This is a genomic window from Modicisalibacter muralis (genome assembly GCF_900102945.1).
Classification (GTDB): Bacteria; Pseudomonadota; Gammaproteobacteria; order Pseudomonadales; family Halomonadaceae; genus Modicisalibacter; species Modicisalibacter muralis.
This window is the reverse complement of record NZ_FNGI01000008.1, coordinates 151,777-172,266: the sequence shown is the minus strand read 5'-3', so window position 1 is coordinate 172,266 and position 20,490 is coordinate 151,777. Positions and strand designations below refer to the sequence as shown.

Annotated in this window: 17 protein-coding genes; 10 read left to right on the top strand and 7 right to left on the bottom strand. The window is 63.8% G+C overall.

Annotated features, from left to right (window positions below):
* Nucleotides 1-19 precede the first annotated feature (19 nt).
* Both BLR92_RS14100 and BLR92_RS14095 read left to right on the top strand, forming a co-directional pair.
* Nucleotides 20-1,906: a methyl-accepting chemotaxis protein gene (locus BLR92_RS14100; RefSeq protein WP_089729664.1), complete on the top strand. Its 1,887-nt coding sequence runs from the start codon at nucleotides 20-22 to the stop codon at nucleotides 1,904-1,906.
* A complete protein-coding gene (locus BLR92_RS14095; RefSeq protein ID WP_089729662.1) occupies nucleotides 1,906-4,101 on the top strand; it encodes a methyl-accepting chemotaxis protein in 2,196 nt (731 codons plus the stop codon). Before BLR92_RS14100 ends, BLR92_RS14095 begins: the two co-directional genes overlap by 1 nt.
* Before the next feature lie 51 nt (nucleotides 4,102-4,152).
* On the opposite strand, the gene BLR92_RS14090 is transcribed toward BLR92_RS14095, so the two are convergent.
* Nucleotides 4,153-5,079, bottom strand: a complete 927-nt coding sequence (locus BLR92_RS14090; RefSeq protein ID WP_089729660.1) for a LysR family transcriptional regulator — start codon at nucleotides 5,077-5,079, stop codon at nucleotides 4,153-4,155.
* Nucleotides 5,080-5,228: 149 nt separating this feature from the next.
* Here BLR92_RS14090 and BLR92_RS14085 point away from each other — a divergent pair, with 149 nt between their 5' ends.
* The 4 genes from BLR92_RS14085 (at nucleotide 5,229) to BLR92_RS14070 (ending at nucleotide 9,289) form a co-directional block, all read left to right on the top strand.
* Nucleotides 5,229-6,005, top strand: a complete 777-nt coding sequence (locus BLR92_RS14085) for a ferredoxin--NADP reductase (protein ID WP_089729657.1) — start codon at nucleotides 5,229-5,231, stop codon at nucleotides 6,003-6,005.
* A gap of 291 nt (nucleotides 6,006-6,296) precedes the next feature.
* A complete protein-coding gene (locus BLR92_RS14080; protein ID WP_089729654.1) occupies nucleotides 6,297-7,292 on the top strand; it encodes a TRAP transporter substrate-binding protein in 996 nt (331 codons plus the stop codon).
* 60 nt (nucleotides 7,293-7,352) lie between these two features.
* On the top strand, nucleotides 7,353-7,907 hold the full coding sequence (locus BLR92_RS14075) for a TRAP transporter small permease (RefSeq protein WP_175488824.1): 555 nt from the start codon (nucleotides 7,353-7,355) through the stop codon (nucleotides 7,905-7,907).
* Nucleotides 7,904-9,289, top strand: coding sequence for a TRAP transporter large permease (locus BLR92_RS14070; RefSeq protein ID WP_089729652.1), 1,386 nt, complete (start codon nucleotides 7,904-7,906; stop codon nucleotides 9,287-9,289). The genes BLR92_RS14075 and BLR92_RS14070 overlap by 4 nt, the downstream gene beginning before the upstream one ends.
* Nucleotides 9,290-9,374: 85 nt before the next feature.
* On the opposite strand, the gene glnK is transcribed toward BLR92_RS14070, so the two are convergent.
* The 3 genes from glnK to BLR92_RS14055 all read right to left on the bottom strand — a co-directional run bounded on the left by glnK (nucleotide 9,375) and on the right by BLR92_RS14055 (nucleotide 11,462).
* Nucleotides 9,375-9,713, bottom strand: coding sequence for a P-II family nitrogen regulator (gene glnK / locus BLR92_RS14065; protein ID WP_089729650.1), 339 nt, complete (start codon nucleotides 9,711-9,713; stop codon nucleotides 9,375-9,377).
* A gap of 139 nt (nucleotides 9,714-9,852) precedes the next feature.
* Complete coding sequence (locus tag BLR92_RS14060) at nucleotides 9,853-11,097, bottom strand: ammonium transporter (protein WP_089729648.1); 1,245 nt, start codon at nucleotides 11,095-11,097, stop codon at nucleotides 9,853-9,855.
* A gap of 26 nt (nucleotides 11,098-11,123) precedes the next feature.
* Nucleotides 11,124-11,462 (bottom strand): P-II family nitrogen regulator, encoded by a 339-nt coding sequence (locus tag BLR92_RS14055; protein WP_089729646.1) that lies wholly within the window; start codon nucleotides 11,460-11,462, stop codon nucleotides 11,124-11,126.
* Nucleotides 11,463-11,710: 248 nt separating this feature from the next.
* Between BLR92_RS14055 and BLR92_RS14050 the strand changes: the two genes are divergently transcribed.
* The 3 genes from BLR92_RS14050 to BLR92_RS14040 all read left to right on the top strand — a co-directional run bounded on the left by BLR92_RS14050 (nucleotide 11,711) and on the right by BLR92_RS14040 (nucleotide 15,245).
* Entirely contained in the window at nucleotides 11,711-12,130 is a 420-nt protein-coding gene (locus tag BLR92_RS14050) for an accessory factor UbiK family protein (RefSeq protein WP_089729644.1), read from the top strand.
* A gap of 87 nt (nucleotides 12,131-12,217) precedes the next feature.
* Entirely contained in the window at nucleotides 12,218-13,750 is a 1,533-nt protein-coding gene (locus BLR92_RS14045) for a YifB family Mg chelatase-like AAA ATPase (protein WP_089729643.1), read from the top strand.
* A 67-nt stretch (nucleotides 13,751-13,817) separates the two neighbouring features.
* On the top strand, nucleotides 13,818-15,245 hold the full coding sequence (locus BLR92_RS14040; protein ID WP_089729641.1) for an amidase: 1,428 nt from the start codon (nucleotides 13,818-13,820) through the stop codon (nucleotides 15,243-15,245).
* A 17-nt stretch (nucleotides 15,246-15,262) separates the two neighbouring features.
* On the opposite strand, the gene BLR92_RS14035 is transcribed toward BLR92_RS14040, so the two are convergent.
* The 3 genes from BLR92_RS14035 to BLR92_RS14025 form a co-directional block, all read right to left on the bottom strand.
* Entirely contained in the window at nucleotides 15,263-16,363 is a 1,101-nt protein-coding gene (locus tag BLR92_RS14035) for a pyridoxal phosphate-dependent aminotransferase (protein ID WP_089729639.1), read from the bottom strand.
* A gap of 78 nt (nucleotides 16,364-16,441) precedes the next feature.
* On the bottom strand, nucleotides 16,442-16,933 hold the full coding sequence (locus BLR92_RS14030) for a hypothetical protein (RefSeq protein WP_245704214.1): 492 nt from the start codon (nucleotides 16,931-16,933) through the stop codon (nucleotides 16,442-16,444).
* Nucleotides 16,930-17,922 carry an alpha/beta hydrolase gene (locus tag BLR92_RS14025; RefSeq protein WP_089729638.1) on the bottom strand — a complete coding sequence of 331 codons (993 nt, stop codon included), beginning with the start codon at nucleotides 17,920-17,922 and terminating at the stop codon, nucleotides 16,930-16,932. Before BLR92_RS14025 ends, BLR92_RS14030 begins: the two co-directional genes overlap by 4 nt.
* Before the next feature lie 212 nt (nucleotides 17,923-18,134).
* On the opposite strand from BLR92_RS14025, the gene BLR92_RS14020 reads away from it, so the two are divergent.
* Entirely contained in the window at nucleotides 18,135-20,381 is a 2,247-nt protein-coding gene (locus BLR92_RS14020; protein ID WP_089729636.1) for a malate synthase G, read from the top strand.
* Nucleotides 20,382-20,490 lie beyond the last annotated feature (109 nt).

Here is a 20,490-nt window from a genome sequence, read left to right as displayed (position 1 = left end):
TCCGACCGAGATTTCCGACATGCTGTCTTCCCTGAAACGCCGCATTCAAGTCGCTTGTGTGGTGATTATCGCCCTGGCCATGACACTAGGTGCCGGGGTGAGCTATTTCACCGTCAAGACCCACTACGAAGACGCCATCGAGAACAACCTCGCTGCCGTGGCCGAGGGCAATGCCGCGGCCATCGAAGAGTGGATCGCCTCGCGTTCGAGCATGCTCGAAGCGGCGCGCGCGCCGGTTATGGGAAATGAGCCGATGACGGCACTGGTACAGTTAGCCGAGTCGGGGGGATTCCTTTCCGCCTATTTGGGCAAGCCCGACGGCAGCCTGATTTCTTCCGATGGCTGGGTGCCGCCGGACGATTACGATCCGCGCGATCGCGACTGGTACCAAAGCGCCATCGAGCAGAGCGCGACCATCCTATCGATGCCTTATGTGGACGCTACTACAGGTAAGACGGTTGTCACTTTTGCCACGCCAATCTCGCGTAACGGAAAATTGGCTGGCGTGATCGGCGGCGATATCGTGCTCGATACTATCGTCGCCGATGTCGCGGCGATCCAGCCGACGCCGTCGAGCTTCGCCTTCCTCAGCACCGGCGGCGAAACGCTGATCGCTCATCCCGACGCCGAGTTGACTCTGAAGCCGCTGAATACGCTGAGCGCTGAGTTGACATCGGAGACAGTCGCCGCCCTGGGTGAAAACGGTGGCTGGGCAGCGGTGAATGTCGCTGGCGAAACCAAGCGGCTCGCCGTCATGCCGATTGCCGGCACCGATTGGGAATTGGGCGTGGCGTTGGATGAGTTCGAAGCGACTGCGGGGCTACGCGCGATCATCCAGTCGTCGCTGATTGCCTTGCTGGTCGTCGCGGTGATTGCCGCCATCCTGCTCGGGCTATGGCTCAAGCGCTCCTTCGCTGGCCTGCTACGGGTACGCGATGCGCTCGAGAACATCGCCAGTGGCAGCGGCGACCTGACCCGTCGTCTGCCGGTCGCCGGGCGCGACGAGGTGGCACAGATCGCCGACGCCTTCAATCGCTTCGTCGGCAAGATGGAAGCGGTGCTGGTGACCATTCGCGACAGCAGCGACTCGGTACGCGTGGCCGCCGCCGAGATCGCACTCGGCAGTCAGGATCTATCGGGGCGCACCGAGAACGCCGCCTCCAACATCCAGGAGACCTCGGCGTCGATGGAGCAGTTGACTAGCACCGTCGAGCACACCGCCGAGTCGTCGCGCCAGGCCAACCAACTGTCGCAGTCGGCATCGGAGGTCGCATCAAGAGGCGGTAAAGTGGTCTCCGAGGTGGTGCAGACCATGGACGATATCGAGAGCTCGTCGCAGAAGATCGCCGAGATCGTCACGGTGATGGACGGCATCGCCTTCCAGACCAACCTGCTGGCGCTCAACGCCTCGGTGGAAGCGGCGCGCGCCGGCGAGCAGGGCCGGGGCTTCGCGGTGGTAGCCGGCGAGGTGCGCCAATTGGCCAGTCGTAGCGCCGATGCCGCACGCCAGATCAAGACGCTGATCGATGCCTCGTCCGAAAAGACCCGCGGTGGCGCCGAACTGGTGCGCACCGCCGGGGAAACCATGAACGAGATCGTCGCCAGCGTGGCGCGGGTCACCGATGTGCTGGGCGAGATCAGTGCCGCGACTCACGAACAGAGCCAGGGCATCGGCCAGGTCAATCTGGCGGTGGCCGAACTCGATCGTATGACCCAGCAGAACGCCGCGCTGGTCGAGGAATCCGCAGCGGCCGCCGACCAGTTGAAGGAACAGTCGCTACTCCTTACCCAGGCGGTGGGGGGCTTCACGCTGGCGCGCTCGGTTCCCCAGAACGCCTCACGCCAACAGGGCACGCCGCGACTGACGACTTCGAACCAACAAATAGAATATCAAGGTTCCGATTAATGCATTTCAAATCTCTACGCTCCTTCGTCGTTGTTGTTGTCGGTGCCTGCATTCTGACAGTAGTGGCAGCGCTGGTGGCTTATTCGCTGTTCACCACGGCGCGCACTCAGGCGACGGTGGAGACCCGTACCGGGGCGCTGCTCAAGCAGGCCATCGATGAGCGATTGGCGGCGCTGGCGCGCGCCCAGGCCGGCCAGATCCAGCGCCAACTGGAGTTGCCGCTGACGATTGCCTCGATGCTGGCGCAGACCAACGAACTGATGGGCGAGACCGGCGCCAACGGCCTGCCGCTGTCGCTGATGACACGCCAGGAGTTGTCTAACCTGGTCCGCAACACCGTGGCCGAAAACTCCGAGCTGCTGGATGCCTTTATCGGCTGGGAGCCCAATGCCTTCGGCCATGATGCCTACTACGCCGGTCGCAAGGATGGCGGTTACGATGGCAGTGGGCGCTTCATGCCGTGGTGGTACCGAGCCGAAAGCGGTGATATCGAGGTATTACCGCTGGGCAGTGGCATGGAGAGTCAAGAGCGTGACCCAATGGGGATTCGCGAAGGCGAATACTACCTCTGCGTCAAGGAAACGCAGCGCACCTGTATCGTCGATCCGCATTTCTATGATTACAACGGCGAGACACTACTGGTCACCTCGTTCAACGTGCCGATCATGGTCGATGGCGAATTTCGTGGCGTCGCCGGTACCGATCTGTCGGTCGACTTCATCCAGGCCCTGCTCGACGAGGCCAACCAGGGGCTCTACGGCGGCGCCGGTGCCATGGCGCTGATCGCGCCACGCGGCGGCCTGGTCGCCTATACCCCGAATGCCGAGCGGCTTGGCGAGCCGGCCGGCGATGTTCTTGGCAGGGAGGTCGCCGCACGCCTGCAGCAGCTCGAAAGCGGCCAGCCGTTCAGCCAGTGGAACGAGGCCGAGGGGCGGATTCGGCTGTATCTGCCGTTCGAGATCGGCGATACCGGCGTGGTCTGGACCCTGCTACTGCAACTGCCTGAGGCGGCAGTGCTCGCCGACCTGCAGACGCTGCAGGGCGATCTGCGCCAGCAGAACAGCGAGAGCATCGTCGGCATGCTGCTGATTGGGCTGCTGGTCGCCGTGGTCGGGCTGGTCGCGATCTGGCTAGTGGGCAGCGGCATCGCGCGCCCGCTGCGCCAACTGGCCGAGCGCATGCGCGACATCGCCTCGGGCGACGGCGATCTGACTCAGCGCCTGCCGGTCAGAGGACGCAATGAATCCGCCGAGCTGGCGATCCAGTTCAACGCCTTCGTCGATAAAATCGAAACGGTGCTAGTGAGCATCCGCGATAGCAGCGACTCGGTGCGTGTGGCTGCTGGCGAAATCGCCGCCGGGAGCCAAGACCTGTCGTCGCGCACCGAGCAGCAGGCCTCCGCTCTGCAGGAAACCGCATCCAGCATGGAGCAGATGGCATCCATAGTGCGTCAGAATAGCGATTCGGCCAGCGAAGCCGATCGGCTATCGACCAGCGCTTCTCAGGCGGCGGAGGCCGGCGGTCAGGAAGTCGAGCACACCGTCCTGCTGATGCGTGAAATCGCCAACAGCTCACGCAGGGTCAATGAGGTCGTCGAGGTCATCGATTCGATTGCCTTCCAGACCAATATCCTGGCTTTGAATGCCTCGGTCGAGGCGGCGCGTGCCGGCGAACAGGGTCGAGGTTTCGCCGTGGTTGCCAGCGAGGTGCGCTCACTGGCGAGTCGTAGCGCTGACTCCGCCAAGGAGATTCGTGCCATGATCGAGGAAACCACATCACAGATCGTTAATGGCGCCGAGCAGGCGGAGCGTAGCGGGAAAACCATTAACGAGACCGTCGAATCGATTCGTCGGGTATCGGCGCTGATGAATGAAATATCCTCGGCCACGCGTGAACAGAACGGCGGTATCGAGCAGATCAACGTGGCGGTGACGCAGATGGATTCGGTGACCCAGCAGAATGCCTCGCTTGTCGAGCAGACAAGCTCCGCCGCCGCCTCATTGGAGGAGCAGGCCAGGCAGTTGACTGGACTGATTGCCACGTTCCGAGTAAGCAAGCAGGCGGCTCCCACTAATGCGGTTCTGGAGAGAACAGCCACTGCCTCAATCAGTCGCCTTCCACCGGCAGTTGCTCCGCGCAACGTGGCGTTGAACTCCCGCCCTGAAGAGACGCTGGACGAGTGGAGCGAATTCTAGCCGACCAGTGATGTAGCATAGCGGCCCGGGCATTAATCCGGGTCGTTGCAATCAGGGGACATAAGGTAGTTCGATCTCGTCGCTGCGCTGGATGCCCTCGGTCATCTGCTGGCACAGGCGTAGAAACTCGCGCATGCCGGTGGTCAGGTACTTGTGGCGATGCCAGATAAAGGTGAACTGGCGCCTGAGGTCGAGTTGCGGCGTGGCGATGGGCACCAGGCTGCCGCGCCGGAAGGCATCGCGCAGCGCCAGATGCGACACGCAGCCGATGCCGAGCCCGGACTCCACCGCGCGCTTGATGCCTTCGGTGTGCTCCAACTCGAGCAGGATGTTGAAGCGCCCACGCCGATGGCGCGTCGCCTGTTCCAGCGTCAGCCGCGTCCCCGAGCCCTGTTCGCGCATGATCCAGGCCTCGCGCAGTAGGTTGTCGGTGCTCACCTCGCGGACCTTGGCCAATGGATGGCGGGGCGAGCAGAACACCGTCAGTTCATCCTCGACCCACGGCTGCATGACCACATCCTCGTGCTGGCAGTCGCCCTCGATCAGCCCCAGGTCGAGTTCATGCGAAACGATGCGCTCGACGATCGCTGCGGTGTTACGCACGTGCAGGCGCACCCGGCTACCGGGGTGGCGCTGCATGAAGTCGCTGATCAGTAGCGTGGCCAGGTAGTTGCCGATGGTCAGCGTGGCGCCGACATCTAGTGAGCCGACGCCACGTTGGCCGCGTAGCAGTTCTTCGATTTCTTCCCCGCGGTCGAGCAGGGCGACCGCCTTGGGCAGAATCTGGAAGCCCAGCGCATTGAGCTTCAAACGTTTGCCGATGCGGTCGAGCAATTGGCAGTCGAACTGACGTTCGAGCTCGGCCAGCGCGGTGCTGGCGGCGGACTGCGATAGCGCCAACGCGCGGGCGGCGCGCGAGACGCTCTCGTGCTGGGCGACGGCGACGAAGACCTCGAGTTGACGCAGGGTGTAACGCATGGATTTTCTCTGAAACGGCCTCTATATCAAATTCGCAGATAAGTGTTATTCAAACAACCCATTTAACAGATTAATAAGTTGAGCTTAGAATTTAACTCAAGTAAAAACGCGCTATTTTATGCGTTTAGGGAATAACGTTAGGAGCCGTCATGAGTAAATTCGCCCTGGAAGAAGTACTGAGCGTTCATCATTGGAACGACACGCTATTCAGTTTCCGCACCACCCGTGAGCGCAGTCTACGCTTCAAGAACGGCCAGTTCGTGATGATCGGTCTGGAAGTCCAGGGCAAGCCGCTGATGCGCGCCTACTCGATCGCCAGCCCCAATTACGAGGATCATCTCGAGTTCTTCAGCATCAAGGTGCCCGATGGCCCGCTGACATCGCGTTTGCAGCACCTCAAGGTCGGCGACCAGATCATGGTTAGCCGCAAGCCCACCGGCACGCTGGTTACCGACGATCTGCTGCCCGGGCGCAACCTTTACCTGCTTTCCACCGGCACCGGCCTGGCGCCGTTCATGAGCCTGATCCAAGATCCCGAAGCCTTCGAGCGTTTCGACAAGATCGTGCTGATCCACGGCGTGCGTACCGTCAGCGAACTGGCCTATGCCGACTTCATCGGCAAGGAGCTGCCGGCGCATGAATACCTGGGCGAGGAAATCAGCCGGAAACTGGTCTACTACCCCACCGTGACCCGTGAGGACTTCCACACCACCGGCCGCCTGACCGATCACATTACCAGCGGCAAGCTGTTCGAGGACACCGGCCTGCCACCGCTCGATCCCAAGCAGGACCGCGCGATGATCTGCGGCAGCCCGGCAATGCTCGATGACACCAGCGCCATGCTCGACGACCTGGGCTTCAAGATCTCGCCACGCATGGGCGAGCCCGGCGACTACGTGATCGAGCGCGCCTTCGTCGAGAAGTGATAGTTGGACGAGGTAGTTGTAGTCGATAGCCAGTAAGGCGAGAAGATTTTCATGACGCCGAAAGCGTGCGGAAACCCGCACACTTTCGGCTTTTTTCTGTGCGTAAAGCCGCACGCTTTACGCTCATTCACGGTCTTGGCGATACCACGACCTAAGCCGAACGCATGAGCAGCACTGTTGAAACTGGCGATTAGGTGATCTGGCACGAGGATTGCTATGTAGTGGACGAGCTGTGGCCGGAAGCATCAGCCACACACCACAACAACAGTAACAACGTGCAAGGATCAATCCATGTCTATGCTGAAGTTCGCCTCGCTGACCTCCCTCGCGGCCGGCATCATGATGGCCGCCGGCGCTGCCGTCGCCGACCCCATCACAATCAAGTTCTCACATGTGGTTGCCGAGAACACGCCCAAGGGCCAGATGGCCATCAAGTTCCAGGAACTGGTCGAGGAGAAGCTCGGCGATCAGGTCGATGTCGAGGTTTATCCCAACTCGCAGCTTTACGGTGACGACCAGGTCCTCGAAGCCATGCTGCTGGGCGATGTCCAACTTGCCGCGCCCTCGCTGTCCAAGTTCCAGAAGTACACCGATCAATTACAGGTCTTCGATCTGCCGTTCCTGTTCGAGGACATGGCGGCGGTCGAGCGCTTCCAGAACAGCGCGACCGGTGTGCAACTGCTGACCTCGCTGCAGGACAAGGGGCTGATCGGCCTGGGCTACCTGCATAACGGCCTGAAGCAACTCTCGGCCTCGGAGCCGCTGCGCGTACCGGAAGACGCCGCCGGCAAGAAATTCCGCATTCAGACCTCCGACGTGCTCGCGGCGCAATTCAAGGCCATCGACGCCGTGCCACTGAAGAAGCCGTTCTCTGAAGTCTTCATTCTGCTGCAGACCCAGGCGATCGACGGCCAGGAGAACACCTATTCCAACATCTACTCGCAGAAGTTCTTCGAGGTGCAGCCGTACATCACCGAATCGAACCACGGCCTGATCGATTACATGGTGGTTTCGTCGGCGAGCTTCTGGAACGGCCTGCCTGAGGACGTGCGGCCCAAGGTCGAGGCGGCACTCAAGCAGGCCCTGGCCTATGGCAACTCGATCGCCTTGAAGGAAAACCAGGAAGCCAAGCAGGCAATCATCGACTCCGGTAAGTCGGAGATCATTACCTTGACGCCCGAGCAGCGCCAGCAGTGGGTCGAGGCGATGAAGCCGGTATGGGATCAGTTCGCCGATGAAATCGGTCAGGACGTGATCGATGCCGCCGTGGCGTCCAATGAAGGCTAAGCTCCTCCCACGTGACGGCGGGCGATATGCCCGCCGTCGCTTTATCGTCGAGGTGCAATCATGATCGTGCGCTGGCTAAACAGGCTGGAAGAGAACATCTTCTGCGCGCTTCTGGTAGCCATGGTGTTTCTGGTGACGATCGAAGTGTTCTACCGCTTCGTGCTCACCGCGGGCATCAGTTGGGCTCAGGAGGGGGCGCTGTATCTCTCCGGTTGGTTCGTGCTGTTCGGCGTGTCGTGGGGCGTCAAGCACGGCGCGCATATCGGTGTCGATGTGCTGGTCAAGAAATTGCCCCGGCGCGGGCGGCGCATCGTCACGCTGATCGCGTTGGCCGTGTGCCTGACCTACTGCGGGCTGATCCTAGTCGGCAGCTACGAATACCTGAAACTGACCCATATGATCGGTATCGAGCTTCAGGACATCCCCATTCCCAAGTGGCAGGCGACGCTGATTCTGCCGATCGGCATGGCACTGCTGGTGCTGCGCTTCGTCGAGTTGGGCTGGCGGGTATTCAAGGACGAGGCCGAGGGTTTCGGCTATTCGGACGAGGCCGAGGAAAGCATGCATCTGGCCGAACACGATCAAGACTCGCCTGACAAGGAGCATCGCTCGTGACTATCGCATGCCTGTTCATTCTGTTGTTCCTGGCTATTTTCCTGGGCATGCCGATCGCCTTCGCGCTGGGCTTTTCCAGCGTGGTGACGATCCTGCTGTTTTCCCCGGACTCACTGGGTTCGATCGCCATCAAGCTGTTTGCGGCCGTTTCGCACCATTACACGCTGTTGGCGATTCCGTTCTTCATCCTGTCGAGCGCCTTTCTTTCCACCGGTGGCGTGGCGCGTCGTTTGATCGACTTCGCAACCAATGCCGTGGGCCACGTCAAGGGTGGCCTGGCGATGTCGTCGGTCATGGCGTGCATGCTGTTCGCCGCAGTCTCCGGTTCGTCACCCGCGACGGTGGCGGCGATCGGCTCGATCGTGATTGCCGGCATGGTGCGCCAGGGCTACCCCGAGTCGTATGCCGCCGGGGTCATCGCCAATGCCGGTACGCTGGGCATTCTGATTCCACCATCGATCGTGATGCTGGTCTATTCGGCCGCCACCGAGGTGTCCGCCGCCAAGATGTTCATGGCGGGGCTGATACCGGGGCTGATGATGGGCGGTATCCTGATGGTGGCGATCTACATTTCGGCGCGCATCATGAAGTTGCCGGCAGAGCCGTTCCCCGGCGTCGGCGCGTTGACGCGCTCGTTCTTCAAGGCGCTGGCCGGCTTGATGCTGATCATCCTGGTGCTGGGCTCGATCTACGGCGGCGTGGCGAGTCCCACCGAGGCGGCGGCCATTGCCGCGGTGTATGGCTGGCTGGTGGCGGTCATTGGCTATCGCGATATCGGCCCGCTCAAGAACCAGCCGTGGCAGCGTGAGGGAGAGAACGTCTTCGCTGCGATAGGCCGTAGCCTGTGGCAGGTACCGCTGGCGATGGTTACTTCCTTCCATAATCAGGAAGTGCGCAAGGTGGTGCTCGACGGCGCCAAGGTATCGATGATGCTGCTGTTCATCATCGCCAACGCCATGCTGTTCGCGCACGTGCTGACCACCGAGCGGATTCCGCATGCGATCGCCGAGTCGATCATCGCGTGGGGGCTGCCAGCGTGGGGGTTCCTGATCGTCATGAACCTGCTGCTGCTGGCGGCGGGCAATTTCATGGAGCCTTCGGCGATTCTGCTGATCATGGCGCCGATCCTGTTCCCGATCGCCATGCAACTGGGCATCGACCCGATCCACCTGGGCATCATCATGGTGGTGAACATGGAGATCGGCATGCTGACGCCCCCGGTGGGCCTCAACCTGTTCGTCACCGCCGGGATCACCGGGCGCTCGATCGGCTGGGTAATCAAGGCAGCGCTGCCGTGGCTGTGCCTGTTGCTCGGGTTCCTGATGGTGATCACCTACGTGCCGGCGATCTCGCTGTGGTTGCCCAATCTGCTATCGGGCTGAGCGACTTCGCCAACCATGCAAAAGGCCCCGTCATCGGGGCCTTTTCGCTTTCACCACGGGTGCCACGCAGACGAGCGAGACGGCCTCACACTGCGTCCTTGCCGGTTTCGCCGGTGCGGATGCGGATCACCTGCTCCAGTGGCGAGACGAAGATCTTGCCATCGCCGATCTTGCCGGTGTTCGCGACCTGGGTGATGGCATCGATGACCTGCTCGGCCATCTCGTCATCCACGGCGACTTCCAGTTTGACCTTGGGCAGGAAATCGACCACGTATTCGGCGCCACGGTACAGCTCGGTGTGGCCCTTCTGGCGACCGAAGCCCTTGACCTCGGTCACGGTGATGCCTTGAACGCCGATCTCGGATAAAGACTCACGCACGTCGTCGAGCTTGAACGGCTTGATGATGGCAGTCACCAGTTTCATCGTTTTTCTCCTCGCATCCTGTTGGCGGGTGGCATTGCAGGGAATGATATTTTAAAGCATACACCGCTCGCCGGGGGATTAAAAAAAGGCCCCACCGCGCGAGCGGTGGGGCACGCCTACTCACTGCGTTGTGCCGGAGTTACTTATTGCCGCCGAGGGTAAACTCGGGATAAGCCTCCAGCCCGCATTCGGCTAGATCGACGCCCTCGTATTCATGCTCCTCGCTGACCCGCACGCCCATCGCCGCCTTGATGACCAACCATACGATCAGACTGGCGATGAATACCCAAGCGAAGATCGCGATGGTTCCGATCAGTTGGGCGGCGAAACTGGCCCCGGCGTTGCTGACGGGCACCACCAACACTCCCCAGATGCCGGCGACGCCGTGGGCGGAAATCGCGCCCACCGGATCGTCGATGCGCAGCTTGTCGAGCGCGACGATGGCGACCATCACCAGTAGCCCACCCACCGCGCCAATCAGCGTCGCCCCCAGCCCGCTGGGCGACAGTGGATCGGCGGTGATCGAGACCAGGCCGGCGATGGCGCCGTTCAATATCATGGTCAGGTCGGCCTTGCGGAAATACAGCTTGGACAGGATCAGCGCGGCGATCACCCCACCCGCGGCGGCGGCGTTGGTATTGAGCAGTACCTGAGCCACGTTGTTGGCCGAGGCGACATCGGAGACTTTCAGTTCGGAGCCGCCATTGAAGCCGAACCAGCCCATCCACAGAATCAAGGTGCCCAGCGTGGCCAGCGGCATGTTGGCGCCGGGGATGGCGTAAATGGCGCCATTCTTGCCGTATTTGCCCTTGCGCGGGCCGAGTACCAGCACGCCGGCCAGCGCCGCCGAGGCACCCGCCAGATGCACGATACCCGAGCCTGCGTAATCGAAATAACCCAGCGTGGCGAGCCAGCCGCCGCCCCAGGTCCAGAAGCCGGAAACCGGATAGATGAATGCGGTCATGACCACGGCGAAGGCCAGGAAGGCCCACAGTTTCATGCGCTCGGCGACGGCCCCCGAGACGATCGACATGGCGGTCGCGACGAACACCACCTGGAAGAAGAAATCTGCGCGAGCCGAGTAGTACGGGGCGCCATCGCCGCCGGCGAGCACCGCATCGACGCTGTTCTCCCTGCCGATCAGCACGCCCAGGCTGGGTAGAACGCCACCGGCATCGCTCGAATACATGATCGCGTAACCGACCAGCAGGTACAGGGTGCAGGCGATCGCGAACAGTACGATATTCTTGGTAAGAATTTCCGCGGTGTTCTTCGAGCGTACCAGCCCGGCTTCCAGCATCGAGAAACCGGCGGCCATCCACATCACCAGCACGCCGCAAATGAGAAAGTAGAACGTATCGAGCGCATAGCTGAGCTCTGTCATCGTTATTGTCTCCTGAGTCCCGCGTATTAAACGGCGTCCGGGCCGCGTTCACCGGTGCGAATGCGGATCACGTCTTCCAGCGGCGTGACGAACAGCTTGCCGTCGCCGATCTTGCCGCTGTTGGCGACCTGCGCGATGGCGTCGAGCACACCCTCGACCCGTGCGTCGTCGACGGCGACCTCGACCTTCACCTTGGGTAGAAAATCGACGACGTATTCCGCGCCGCGATAGAGTTCGGTGTGGCCTTTCTGGCGGCCAAAGCCCTTCACTTCGGTCACCGTGATGCCCTGGACGCCGTTATCGGCCAGTGCCTCGCGAACGTCGTCGAGCTTGAATGGCTTGATGATGGCGGTGATGAGTTTCATCGTCGTCTCCCGTTATTGGCGTACGCCTTGCCCTTGCAAAGCGCATGGCGTGCCATGTCGGGATTTGTATTGTCGATTCAGAGCGTTAAGGAGACGATGGTGGATATTCGGTCATCACGAAAGCGTGTCGTCAGGCGGCGGCGCACTAACTTGGTGCCGAGAGGGCGTGGTCATGCGCCAGGCTGGCGCATGCGCTGGCCGGCGTCCTTGCGTATGCTGTGGTCATCCCACGTGAAAGGAGCACATCGATGGCGAGCAATGACAGGATCGGCCGGCTGGCTCGGCAGTTGGGCGAACGGCTACAGGATGCTTCGCATGCGCCCGAGGAGATCCAGCGCAGCGTGCACAACGTGATGCGTGGCGCCTTCGATCGCATGGAGCTGGTCTCGCGCGAGGATTTCGACATCCTAATGGACGTGCTGCAGCGTACTCGCACGCGGGTCGAGGCCCTTGAGAAACAGGTCGCGGCGCTCGAGGCCGCGCTTGACGACGAGGTGTCGCCGTCGTTACCGCCCGAAGTGGTTGCCGCCGATACCGCGGCACCACCGGAAGACAGCCACGCAAAAAAGCCGCCCGGCGATGCCTCTACCGATAACACGTCCGCCGACGACACGGCGGCCGATAAGAAGACTCAGCGCGCCAAGCCAGCCGACCGCAAGGCACGCTAAACGCTTTCGTTGACGCAGCGCGTCGGCGACCGACAATCATAACGGCTCGGCAGCGATCGGCTGACCGGGCCAGGCGAAGGAATGGTCATGGCGCTAGCCATCATTACCACCCGCGCAGGGTTGGGCCTGGAAGCACCGGAAGTGCTGGTCGAGGTACATCTTTCCAATGGCCTGCCGGGGTTGACCCTGGTCGGCCTGCCGGAAACGGCGGTGCGCGAGAGCCGCGAGCGGGTGCGTAGCGCGCTGCTCAATGCCGGCTTCGAATTCCCCACCACGCGGCGCATTACCGTCAATCTGGCGCCGGCCGATCTGCCCAAGGAGGGCGGTCGCTTCGATTTGCCCATCGCGCTGGGCATCCTGGTCGCCTCCGAGCAGGTACCACTCGCGGCGGTCGAAGGGCTCGAATGCCTCGGCGAGCTGGCGCTGGATGGTCGCTTGCGGCCGATCAACGGCGCCTTGCCGGTGGCGCTGGCGGCCCAGGCTGCCGGGCATCGCCTGTTGCTGCCGGCGGGCAATGCCGACGAGGCGGCACTGGCGGGTGAGTTGAGCGTGCTGCCCGCCGAACATCTATCGCAGGTCGTCGCTCACCTGCTCGGGCGCGACAGCATCGCCCCGCATCGGCTGAACAAGCCGGCGCTGCCCAGCCTGCCGAGCGCCGATCTGGCCGATGTGCGTGGCCAACATCAGGCGCGGCGCGCGCTCGAAGTGGCCGCCGCCGGTGGTCACAACCTGCTGTTCGCCGGGCCACCGGGAACCGGCAAGACCATGCTCGCCAGCCGCTTGCCGGGCATTCTGCCGGCGCTTTCCCACGACGAAGCGCTGGAAGTCGCGGCGATTCGTTCGGTCAGCGGCCTGGGGTTGCTCGAACGCTGGGGCGAGCGGCCTTTTCGCTCGCCGCATCACACTGCCAGTGGCGTCGCGCTGGTCGGCGGTGGCTCGAAGCCGCGCCCCGGCGAAATCTCGTTGGCCCACCATGGCGTGCTGTTTCTCGACGAGCTGCCGCAGTTCGACCGCAGCGTGCTCGAAGTGTTACGCGAGCCGCTGGAGAGTGGGCGCATTCACATTGCACGGGCTAGCCACCAGCGCTGTTTCCCGGCGAGTTTTCAATTGGTCGCGGCGATGAATCCTTGCCCGTGCGGGCATCTCGGCGATCCTCGCCAAACGTGTATCTGCACCCAGGCGCAGATACAGCGCTACCAGTCGCGGCTCTCCGGGCCGCTGCTCGACCGCATCGATCTGCAGGTCGAAGTCCCGGCGATACCGCCCGATCAGCTGACTTCGCCAACCATCGGCGAAAGCTCGGCGGCGGTGCGCGAGCGTGTGCTGGCGGCGCGCCGCCGCCAACAGGCGCGTGGCGCGCTCAATGCACGCTTGCCGGGGCGCGAACTCGAAGCCGCCTGTGCGTTGAGCGGCGATGAACGCGCCTGGCTGGCCGGTGTGCTGACCCGACTCAAGCTCTCGGCGCGTGCCTACCACCGCGTACTCAGAGTGGCGCTGACCCTGGCCGATCTGGCCGGTGAGCGGCGCCCGGTGCGTGCGCAACTGATGGAAGCCATCGGTTATCGCCAGCTCGATCGGCTACGCGGCGGGAACGAAAAGCCCCGGGCCGTTGCCGGATAATAGCGTCTTACACTGAGAGGGAGACCTGCCCCGCCATCACACCAGCCCTGAGTCGCAAGGAGGCCCGATGAAGTCCACGGATACCGAACTCGCCAATATGAGTGCTGCCGCGCTGATCGACGCCTATCGCCAGCGCCGGCTGTCGCCGGTGGAGGCGGTCGGCGATGCCCTGGCGCGCATCGACCGCGACAACCCGCGCATCAATGCTTTCTGCCATGTGGATCGCGAGGGCGCCTTGTCCGCCGCCCACGCGGCCGAGGCGCGCTGGCAGCGTGGCGAGCCGCTGGGGCCGGTGGATGGGCTGCCGGTGACGATGAAGGATCTCACCCAGGTGCGTGGCATGCCGGCGCGCGAGGGCACGCTGATTTCCGATCCCGCGCCGCGTACCTGGGATGCGCCGCCGGCACGGATGATGCGCGCGGGGGGCGCCGTCATTCTCGGCAAGACCACCACCCCCGAGTACGGTTGGAAGGGCGTCACCGATAGCCCGCTGACCGGCGTTACCTACAATCCTTGGGACACGCGACTCACTCCTGGTGGCTCGTCGGGCGGCGCCGCAGCAGCCTGCGCGCTGAATCTGGGCGTGCTGCACCAAGGCGGCGACTCCGGCGGCTCGATCCGCATTCCGGCGTCGTTCACCGGCACCTTCGGTTTCAAGTCGACCTTCGGCCTGGTGCCGCAATGGCCGCCCTGCTCGTTGCCATCGATGTCGCATATCGGCCCGATTACCCGCAACGTCGACGATGCGGTGCGCATGCTCAACTGCATCGGCCGCTACGATTCTCACGACAGCTACGCGATCGATGCCTCTCCGGCGGACTGGGGCGAAACGACCACGCAAAGTCTCAAGGGGCTGCGCATCGGCCTGATCACCAAGGCGCGGCGTGTCGGGGTGGACCCGCAAATCACCGCGGCGGTCGAGCGTGCCGCGCAAACCCTCACCGAACTGGGCGCCGAGGTGGTACCCAGCGACCTCGACCTGCACGAGGCCGGCGAGGCCTTCAAGGTGCTGTGGTTCACCACCACCTGGCGGCTTTGCTATCAGATGACCGAGGCCCAGCGCCACCTGATCAGCGACGGGTTGCTGGAAAATGCCTGGCGTGGCGAGGAGTACAGCGTCAATGACGTGCTCGCGGCTGAGGAAGCCCGCGCGACTCTGACCTCGCGCTTCGAGGCGCGCTTTCGTGACGACATCGACCTGTTTCTGATGCCCAGCGTCGCGGTGTTGCCGTTTACCGCTGGCCTCGAGGTGCCCGAGGGCAGTGGCATGCACGACTGGATGGATTGGACGCCGTTCAGCTACCCCTTCAACCTGACCCGCCAGCCGGCGGCATCAATACCCTGCGGCTTCAGCGACGAGGGCCTGCCGATCGGCTTTCAACTGGTCGGCGCGCGCTTCAACGACCGTACCGTATTGCGTGCCAGCCGAGCCTACATGGAGGCGGTTCCGCCACGATTTCCCGATGCATTGGCAGCCGATACGAAGAGCGGTTAAAAGCGCCGGCGTTTGGCTCAGCCCAGCGCGCGCTCCAGCGCAGCCAACCGACCGGGCACCAGCGCTTCGGCCACGGTACTGATGCGCAGCACATGACCCAGCGCCGGGTGCGACGGGCGATGGATCAGGCTGCCGGCATCGAGCAGTTCGCGATGCACGCGCGCGGCAAGCTCGGCGTTGGGCAGGCGCACGCCGATGAAATTGGTGGCGCTGTCGGGCACGTCGGCGCCCAACTCGCGCAGCCAGGCCGTCAGTCGCCCGCGGCGCCGGATAACGTCGCGCACATGCGCGTGGGTCTCGTCGGGATGGTCGAGCAGCGTTTCGGCGGCGGCCAGCGACAACGACGATACCGCGTAGTGAATCCTCACCTTGTGCATGACAGCGAGAACCTCGGGTTCCGCGATGGCGTAGCCGATGCGCAACCCGGCCAGGCCGTGTGCCTTGGAGAAGGTGCGCAGGCGGATCACGCCAGGCCAGACGTCGCCGGCGCCTGGCGCTTCGGCATCGGCGCGAAAGTCATGGTAGGCCTCGTCGAGCAGTAGCGTGCAATCATCGGGCAGGTCGCGGCGCAGGGCGAGAACGGCCGCATCGTCATGCAGGTGCCCACCGGGGTTGTCGGGATTGGCCAGATAGACCAGTCGCGCCTGGTGCTCATGGGCCGCGCGGGCCAGCGCGGCAAGGTCGGGCGCCAGGCAGCCGGGCCGGTCGCGATAGGCGACTTCATGCAGCGTGCAGCCCTGGCCGGCGGCGAAGTAAGCGAAGGTTGGGTAGGTGCCGGCGCTGGCGATCACCGTGCTATCGGTATCGCAGCTCGCGCGCAGCGTAAGCGCGATCAGGCTGTCGGCACCGGCATCGACGAGCAGCGCTTCGAGCGGCGTGCCGAGGGAGCGCGACAGACGCTGGCGTACGCCCATCGCCTCGGCGTCTCCATAACGGCGGGCCTGCGTGGCCAGGTTGTCGCCGAAACGTGCCGCCAGCGCCTTGTGCGGCATGTCGAGGCCTTCGTTGGAGCCCATGTTATAGGGGATTTCGCGTCCCAGGCGTCGCTCCAGCGCCTTCAGGCCGGGGAAGGGGTTGTTGGGTCCATCACGGTACAGATGGCGGGCATGGCGTGGCATGGTGGCTTCTCGCTGACATCGTGAGACAACCATTGTGACGTCACCAATCGGGCGTGACAAAGAGCGCTTTAACAGGGGTCATAACGCGCTGGCGTCGAACGCCCCGTAAAGCGTCTGTTGCCAGCGTGATTGTGTATCGCCCGGGCGATACAGGGTCAATTCCAGACGGTAGGGCAGCAGGCGGCGGTCGGATAGCGTGAGCATCGGGCCGTCGGCCAGCAGACGGCTGTGCAGTCGCCATTGGTTATCGGGAACGTCGGTTTCGGCCATGGCCGGGGTCCAGTTGAGTACCTGCGGGCCGGGTTCGAGGGCCAGCAGGGCGCGCGTCAGCGTCTCGCGAAAGCGTGCGGTATCCACGCCCAGCGAGGCCTCGATCTCGGGTCGATCCAGGAGCAGCACGATCTCGGTAATCGGGCGTTGCCAGCCCGGTGCGCTAACGCTCTCCGAGGCGGCGCGTTCGCCGAGGCCATAAAGCGCCTGGCGCTGGGTCGTGGGGCGCTCCGGCTGGCCGGCGCAGCCCATCAGCACGATCAACAGCAACAAGCCTGGCCAGTGTCGCAGGCTAGTCATAGCGCGGCGGGCTGCTGGTGTGAGTCGGAAGACGTCGGGCCCGGGTGGCGCTCGATGTCGGTCAGGAAGTCGTCCAACTCGGTGAACAGCGCTTCGCGAATGTCTTCGGCCTCGTTGACCAGATGATGTCGCGCCTCGGGATGGCGGTGAACGCGTGCCTGGGGGAACTTGCGCGCCAGTACTTCCAGATTCCATTGCCAGTCCACGGTCAGGTCCTGCTCTCCCTGCAGGATCAGCACGCGCAGGTTGCTGGCCGGCAGGGCCAGCAGATGCGCCATCCAGCGACGCATGGCGCCGACCCAGGTCAGGGTCAGGCGGTCGGGCTGCAGCGGGTCGTCTTCACGCAGGAAGGTGGCGAAATCGGCGTCGGTGGAATTGGCCCGGTAGGTGCGCGGAATCGAGCGAATGAACGGGCTGGCCAGGCGATGCAGCCAACTCGATTGCGGCCAGCCCCAGGGGCGCACCAGTGGCGCCAGCAGCACCAGCGCCTGCCAGGGCGCCGCCGTGCCGCGCCCCAGCGCATCGGTGGCGAGAATCGCCGCCCCGGTACTCTGGCCGATGCCAATCCACGGGCGTGGTGCCAGGTCGTGCTCACACAGGTAGCGCTGCAGCGCCTGCAGACAGGCACCGTATTCCTTGAAATCGTCGATGGTCGCACGCGGCCCGCTGGACAGCCCATGGCCGGGCAGGTCCCACAGCACCACACGCCAGCCCTGGGCCAGCAGGCGCTCGAGCAGATGCCGATAAAGGCCCAGATGATCGAAGTAGCCATGCACCACGAAAACCGTGCCGCGCGGCTGCTCGGGTGTCCATACCTGAGTCCAGAGATGGAAGGCATCGGCCTCGATAAAACCGGCGTACAGGCCAATATTACCGCTGAGCAAGGATGTCAGCCGGTAATGATTCAGATAGTCGGTCAGCGCCGGCGCATGCGGCTCACTGGCCAGGGCCAATGGCCCCAGCGCCTGCAATGGTGCGAAGTCGGTCATCGAGTTCTCCTGTCGCCCCCATGCTAGCCCGGATTGCCTTCAAGCACGACCATCGAGTCGTGATCGCGCCTGTTAGTCATTGGTCGAGCGACTCCCAACTCCGGCGTCGCTTTTGGTATTATATGGAAGACGTTTCCATAAAAGCTTCAGCCATAACGAATTACCTATCGGCCAGTGAGCCGCCGATAACAGCGCACCAGGAGGTTTTTCCCATGTCCGAGCGTGTCATCCGCCACCGCCTTCAGGTGGCACCCGAACTCGACCGCTTCCTTACCGACGAGGCCCTGCCCGGCAGCGGCGTCGATATCGCGGCCTTCTGGGCCGGCGCCGATGCCCTGATCCATGACCTGGCGCCGCGCAACCGCGAGCTGCTCGCCGAACGTCAGCGCCTGCAGGGCGAGCTCGATGCCTGGCACCGGGCCCATCCCGGCGCCATCGCCGATATGCCCGCCTACCGCGCCTTCCTGCGCGAGATCGGCTATCTGGTCGACGCGCCGGAGCGGGTCGCGGCGAGCACCGCCAACGTCGATGCTGCCATCAGCGTGCAGGCCGGCCCGCAACTGGTGGTACCGGTGAGCAACGCGCGCTACGCGCTCAACGCCGCCAACGCGCGCTGGGGCAGCCTCTACGACGCGCTCTACGGCACCGACGCGATCCCCGAGAGCGACGGCGCCGACAAGGGCCGCGACTATAACCCCAGGCGCGGCGAGAAGGTCATCGCCTACGCCCGCGGCGTGCTCGATCAGGCCGCCCCGCTGGCCGAGGGCTCGCACCGCGACGCGGTCAACTACCGCCTGCACGACGGCCAACTGGTGGTGACCCTCGGTGATGGCGACGGCCAGGGTCGCGAGACGCGCCTCGCCAACCCGGCCCAGTTCGTCGGCTACCGCGGCGATGCCGGCAGCCCCGAGGCGATCGGGCTGGTCAATCACGGTCTGCACCTCGAGCTGCAGTTCGATGCCGACCACTACATCGGCAAGACCGACCCCGCCGGCGTCAAGGATCTGGTGGTCGAGGCCGCGATTTCCACCATCATGGACTGCGAGGACTCGGTGGCTGCCGTCGACGCCGCCGACAAGGTCGGCGTATATCGCAACTGGCTGGGCCTGATGAAAGGCGATCTCGAGGAACGCTTCGAGAAGGGTGGCAAGACACTGCTGCGCCGCCTCAACCCGGATCGCGCCTACACTACCCCCGACGGCGGCAGCCTGACCCTGCCGGGCCGCGCACTGATGTTCGTGCGCAACGTCGGCCACCTGATGACCACCCCGGCGATCCTCGACGAGCACGGTGACGAGATCCCCGAAGGCATTCTCGACGGCCTAGTCACCAGCCTGCTGGCCCTGCACGACCTGAAGAAGGCCAACGCGGGCGCTGATGATGGCGCGGCCTCGGGCGCTAATAATAGCGGCGCCCTACAAAATAGCCGTCAGGGCTCGGTGTATATCGTCAAGCCCAAGATGCACGGCCCGGCGGAAGTGGCGTTTGCCGACACCCTGTTCGCGCGCATCGAAGACGTCCTGGGCCTGCCCCGCGACACCCTCAAGATGGGCATCATGGACGAGGAACGGCGTACCTCGGTCAACCTCAAGGCGTGCATTCATGAGGCCGCATCTAGAGTGGCGTTCATCAACACCGGCTTCCTCGACCGCACCGGCGACGAGATGCACACCGCCATGCAGGCCGGCCCGATGCTGCGCAAGGGCGACATGAAGGGAGCCAAGTGGATCGCCGCCTACGAGAAGAACAACGTCCAGGTCGGCCTGGCCTGCGGCCTGCGCGGGCGCGCCCAGATCGGCAAGGGCATGTGGGCGATGCCCGACCTGATGGCGGCGATGCTCGAACAGAAGGTCGGCCACCCCCAGGCCGGCGCCAATACCGCCTGGGTGCCCTCGCCCACCGCCGCGGTGCTGCATGCCCTGCACTATCACAGGGTCGACGTCGCCGCCGTGCAGCGCGAACTCGAGGCCGAGGATAGCCCGGCACTGCACGAGCAATTGCTCGACGACCTGCTCAGGGTGCCGGTGGACGAGGCCGCCGACTGGCCGCGTGAGGCCATCCAGGAAGAGCTCGACAACAACTGCCAGGGCATCCTCGGCTACGTGGTGCGCTGGGTCGAGCACGGCGTCGGCGTGTCCAAGGTCCCCGACATCCACGACGTGGGGCTGATGGAAGACCGCGCCACGCTGCGCATCTCCAGCCAGCACATCGCCAACTGGCTGTACCACGGCATCGTCGACGAGGCGCAGGTGCGCGAGACGCTGGAACGCATGGCTGGGGTGGTCGACAAGCAGAACGCCAGTGACCCGAACTACGTGCCGATGACCTCGCACCTCGATGAGTCGAGCGCCTTCCAGGCCGCCAGCGACCTGATCTTCAAGGGTCGCGAGCAGCCCTCGGGCTACACCGAGCCGCTGCTGCATCGCTGGCGTGCGGTGCACAAGGCGAAGCGGGCTTAACTTAGCTACGCGTCACGCGCTACCAACCACACCCTCGTCGCGCCAGCGTCGGGGGTGTTTTTCATGGAGCCTGCCAACTGCCACCATGGGATGGTGTGCGCTGTCGGTC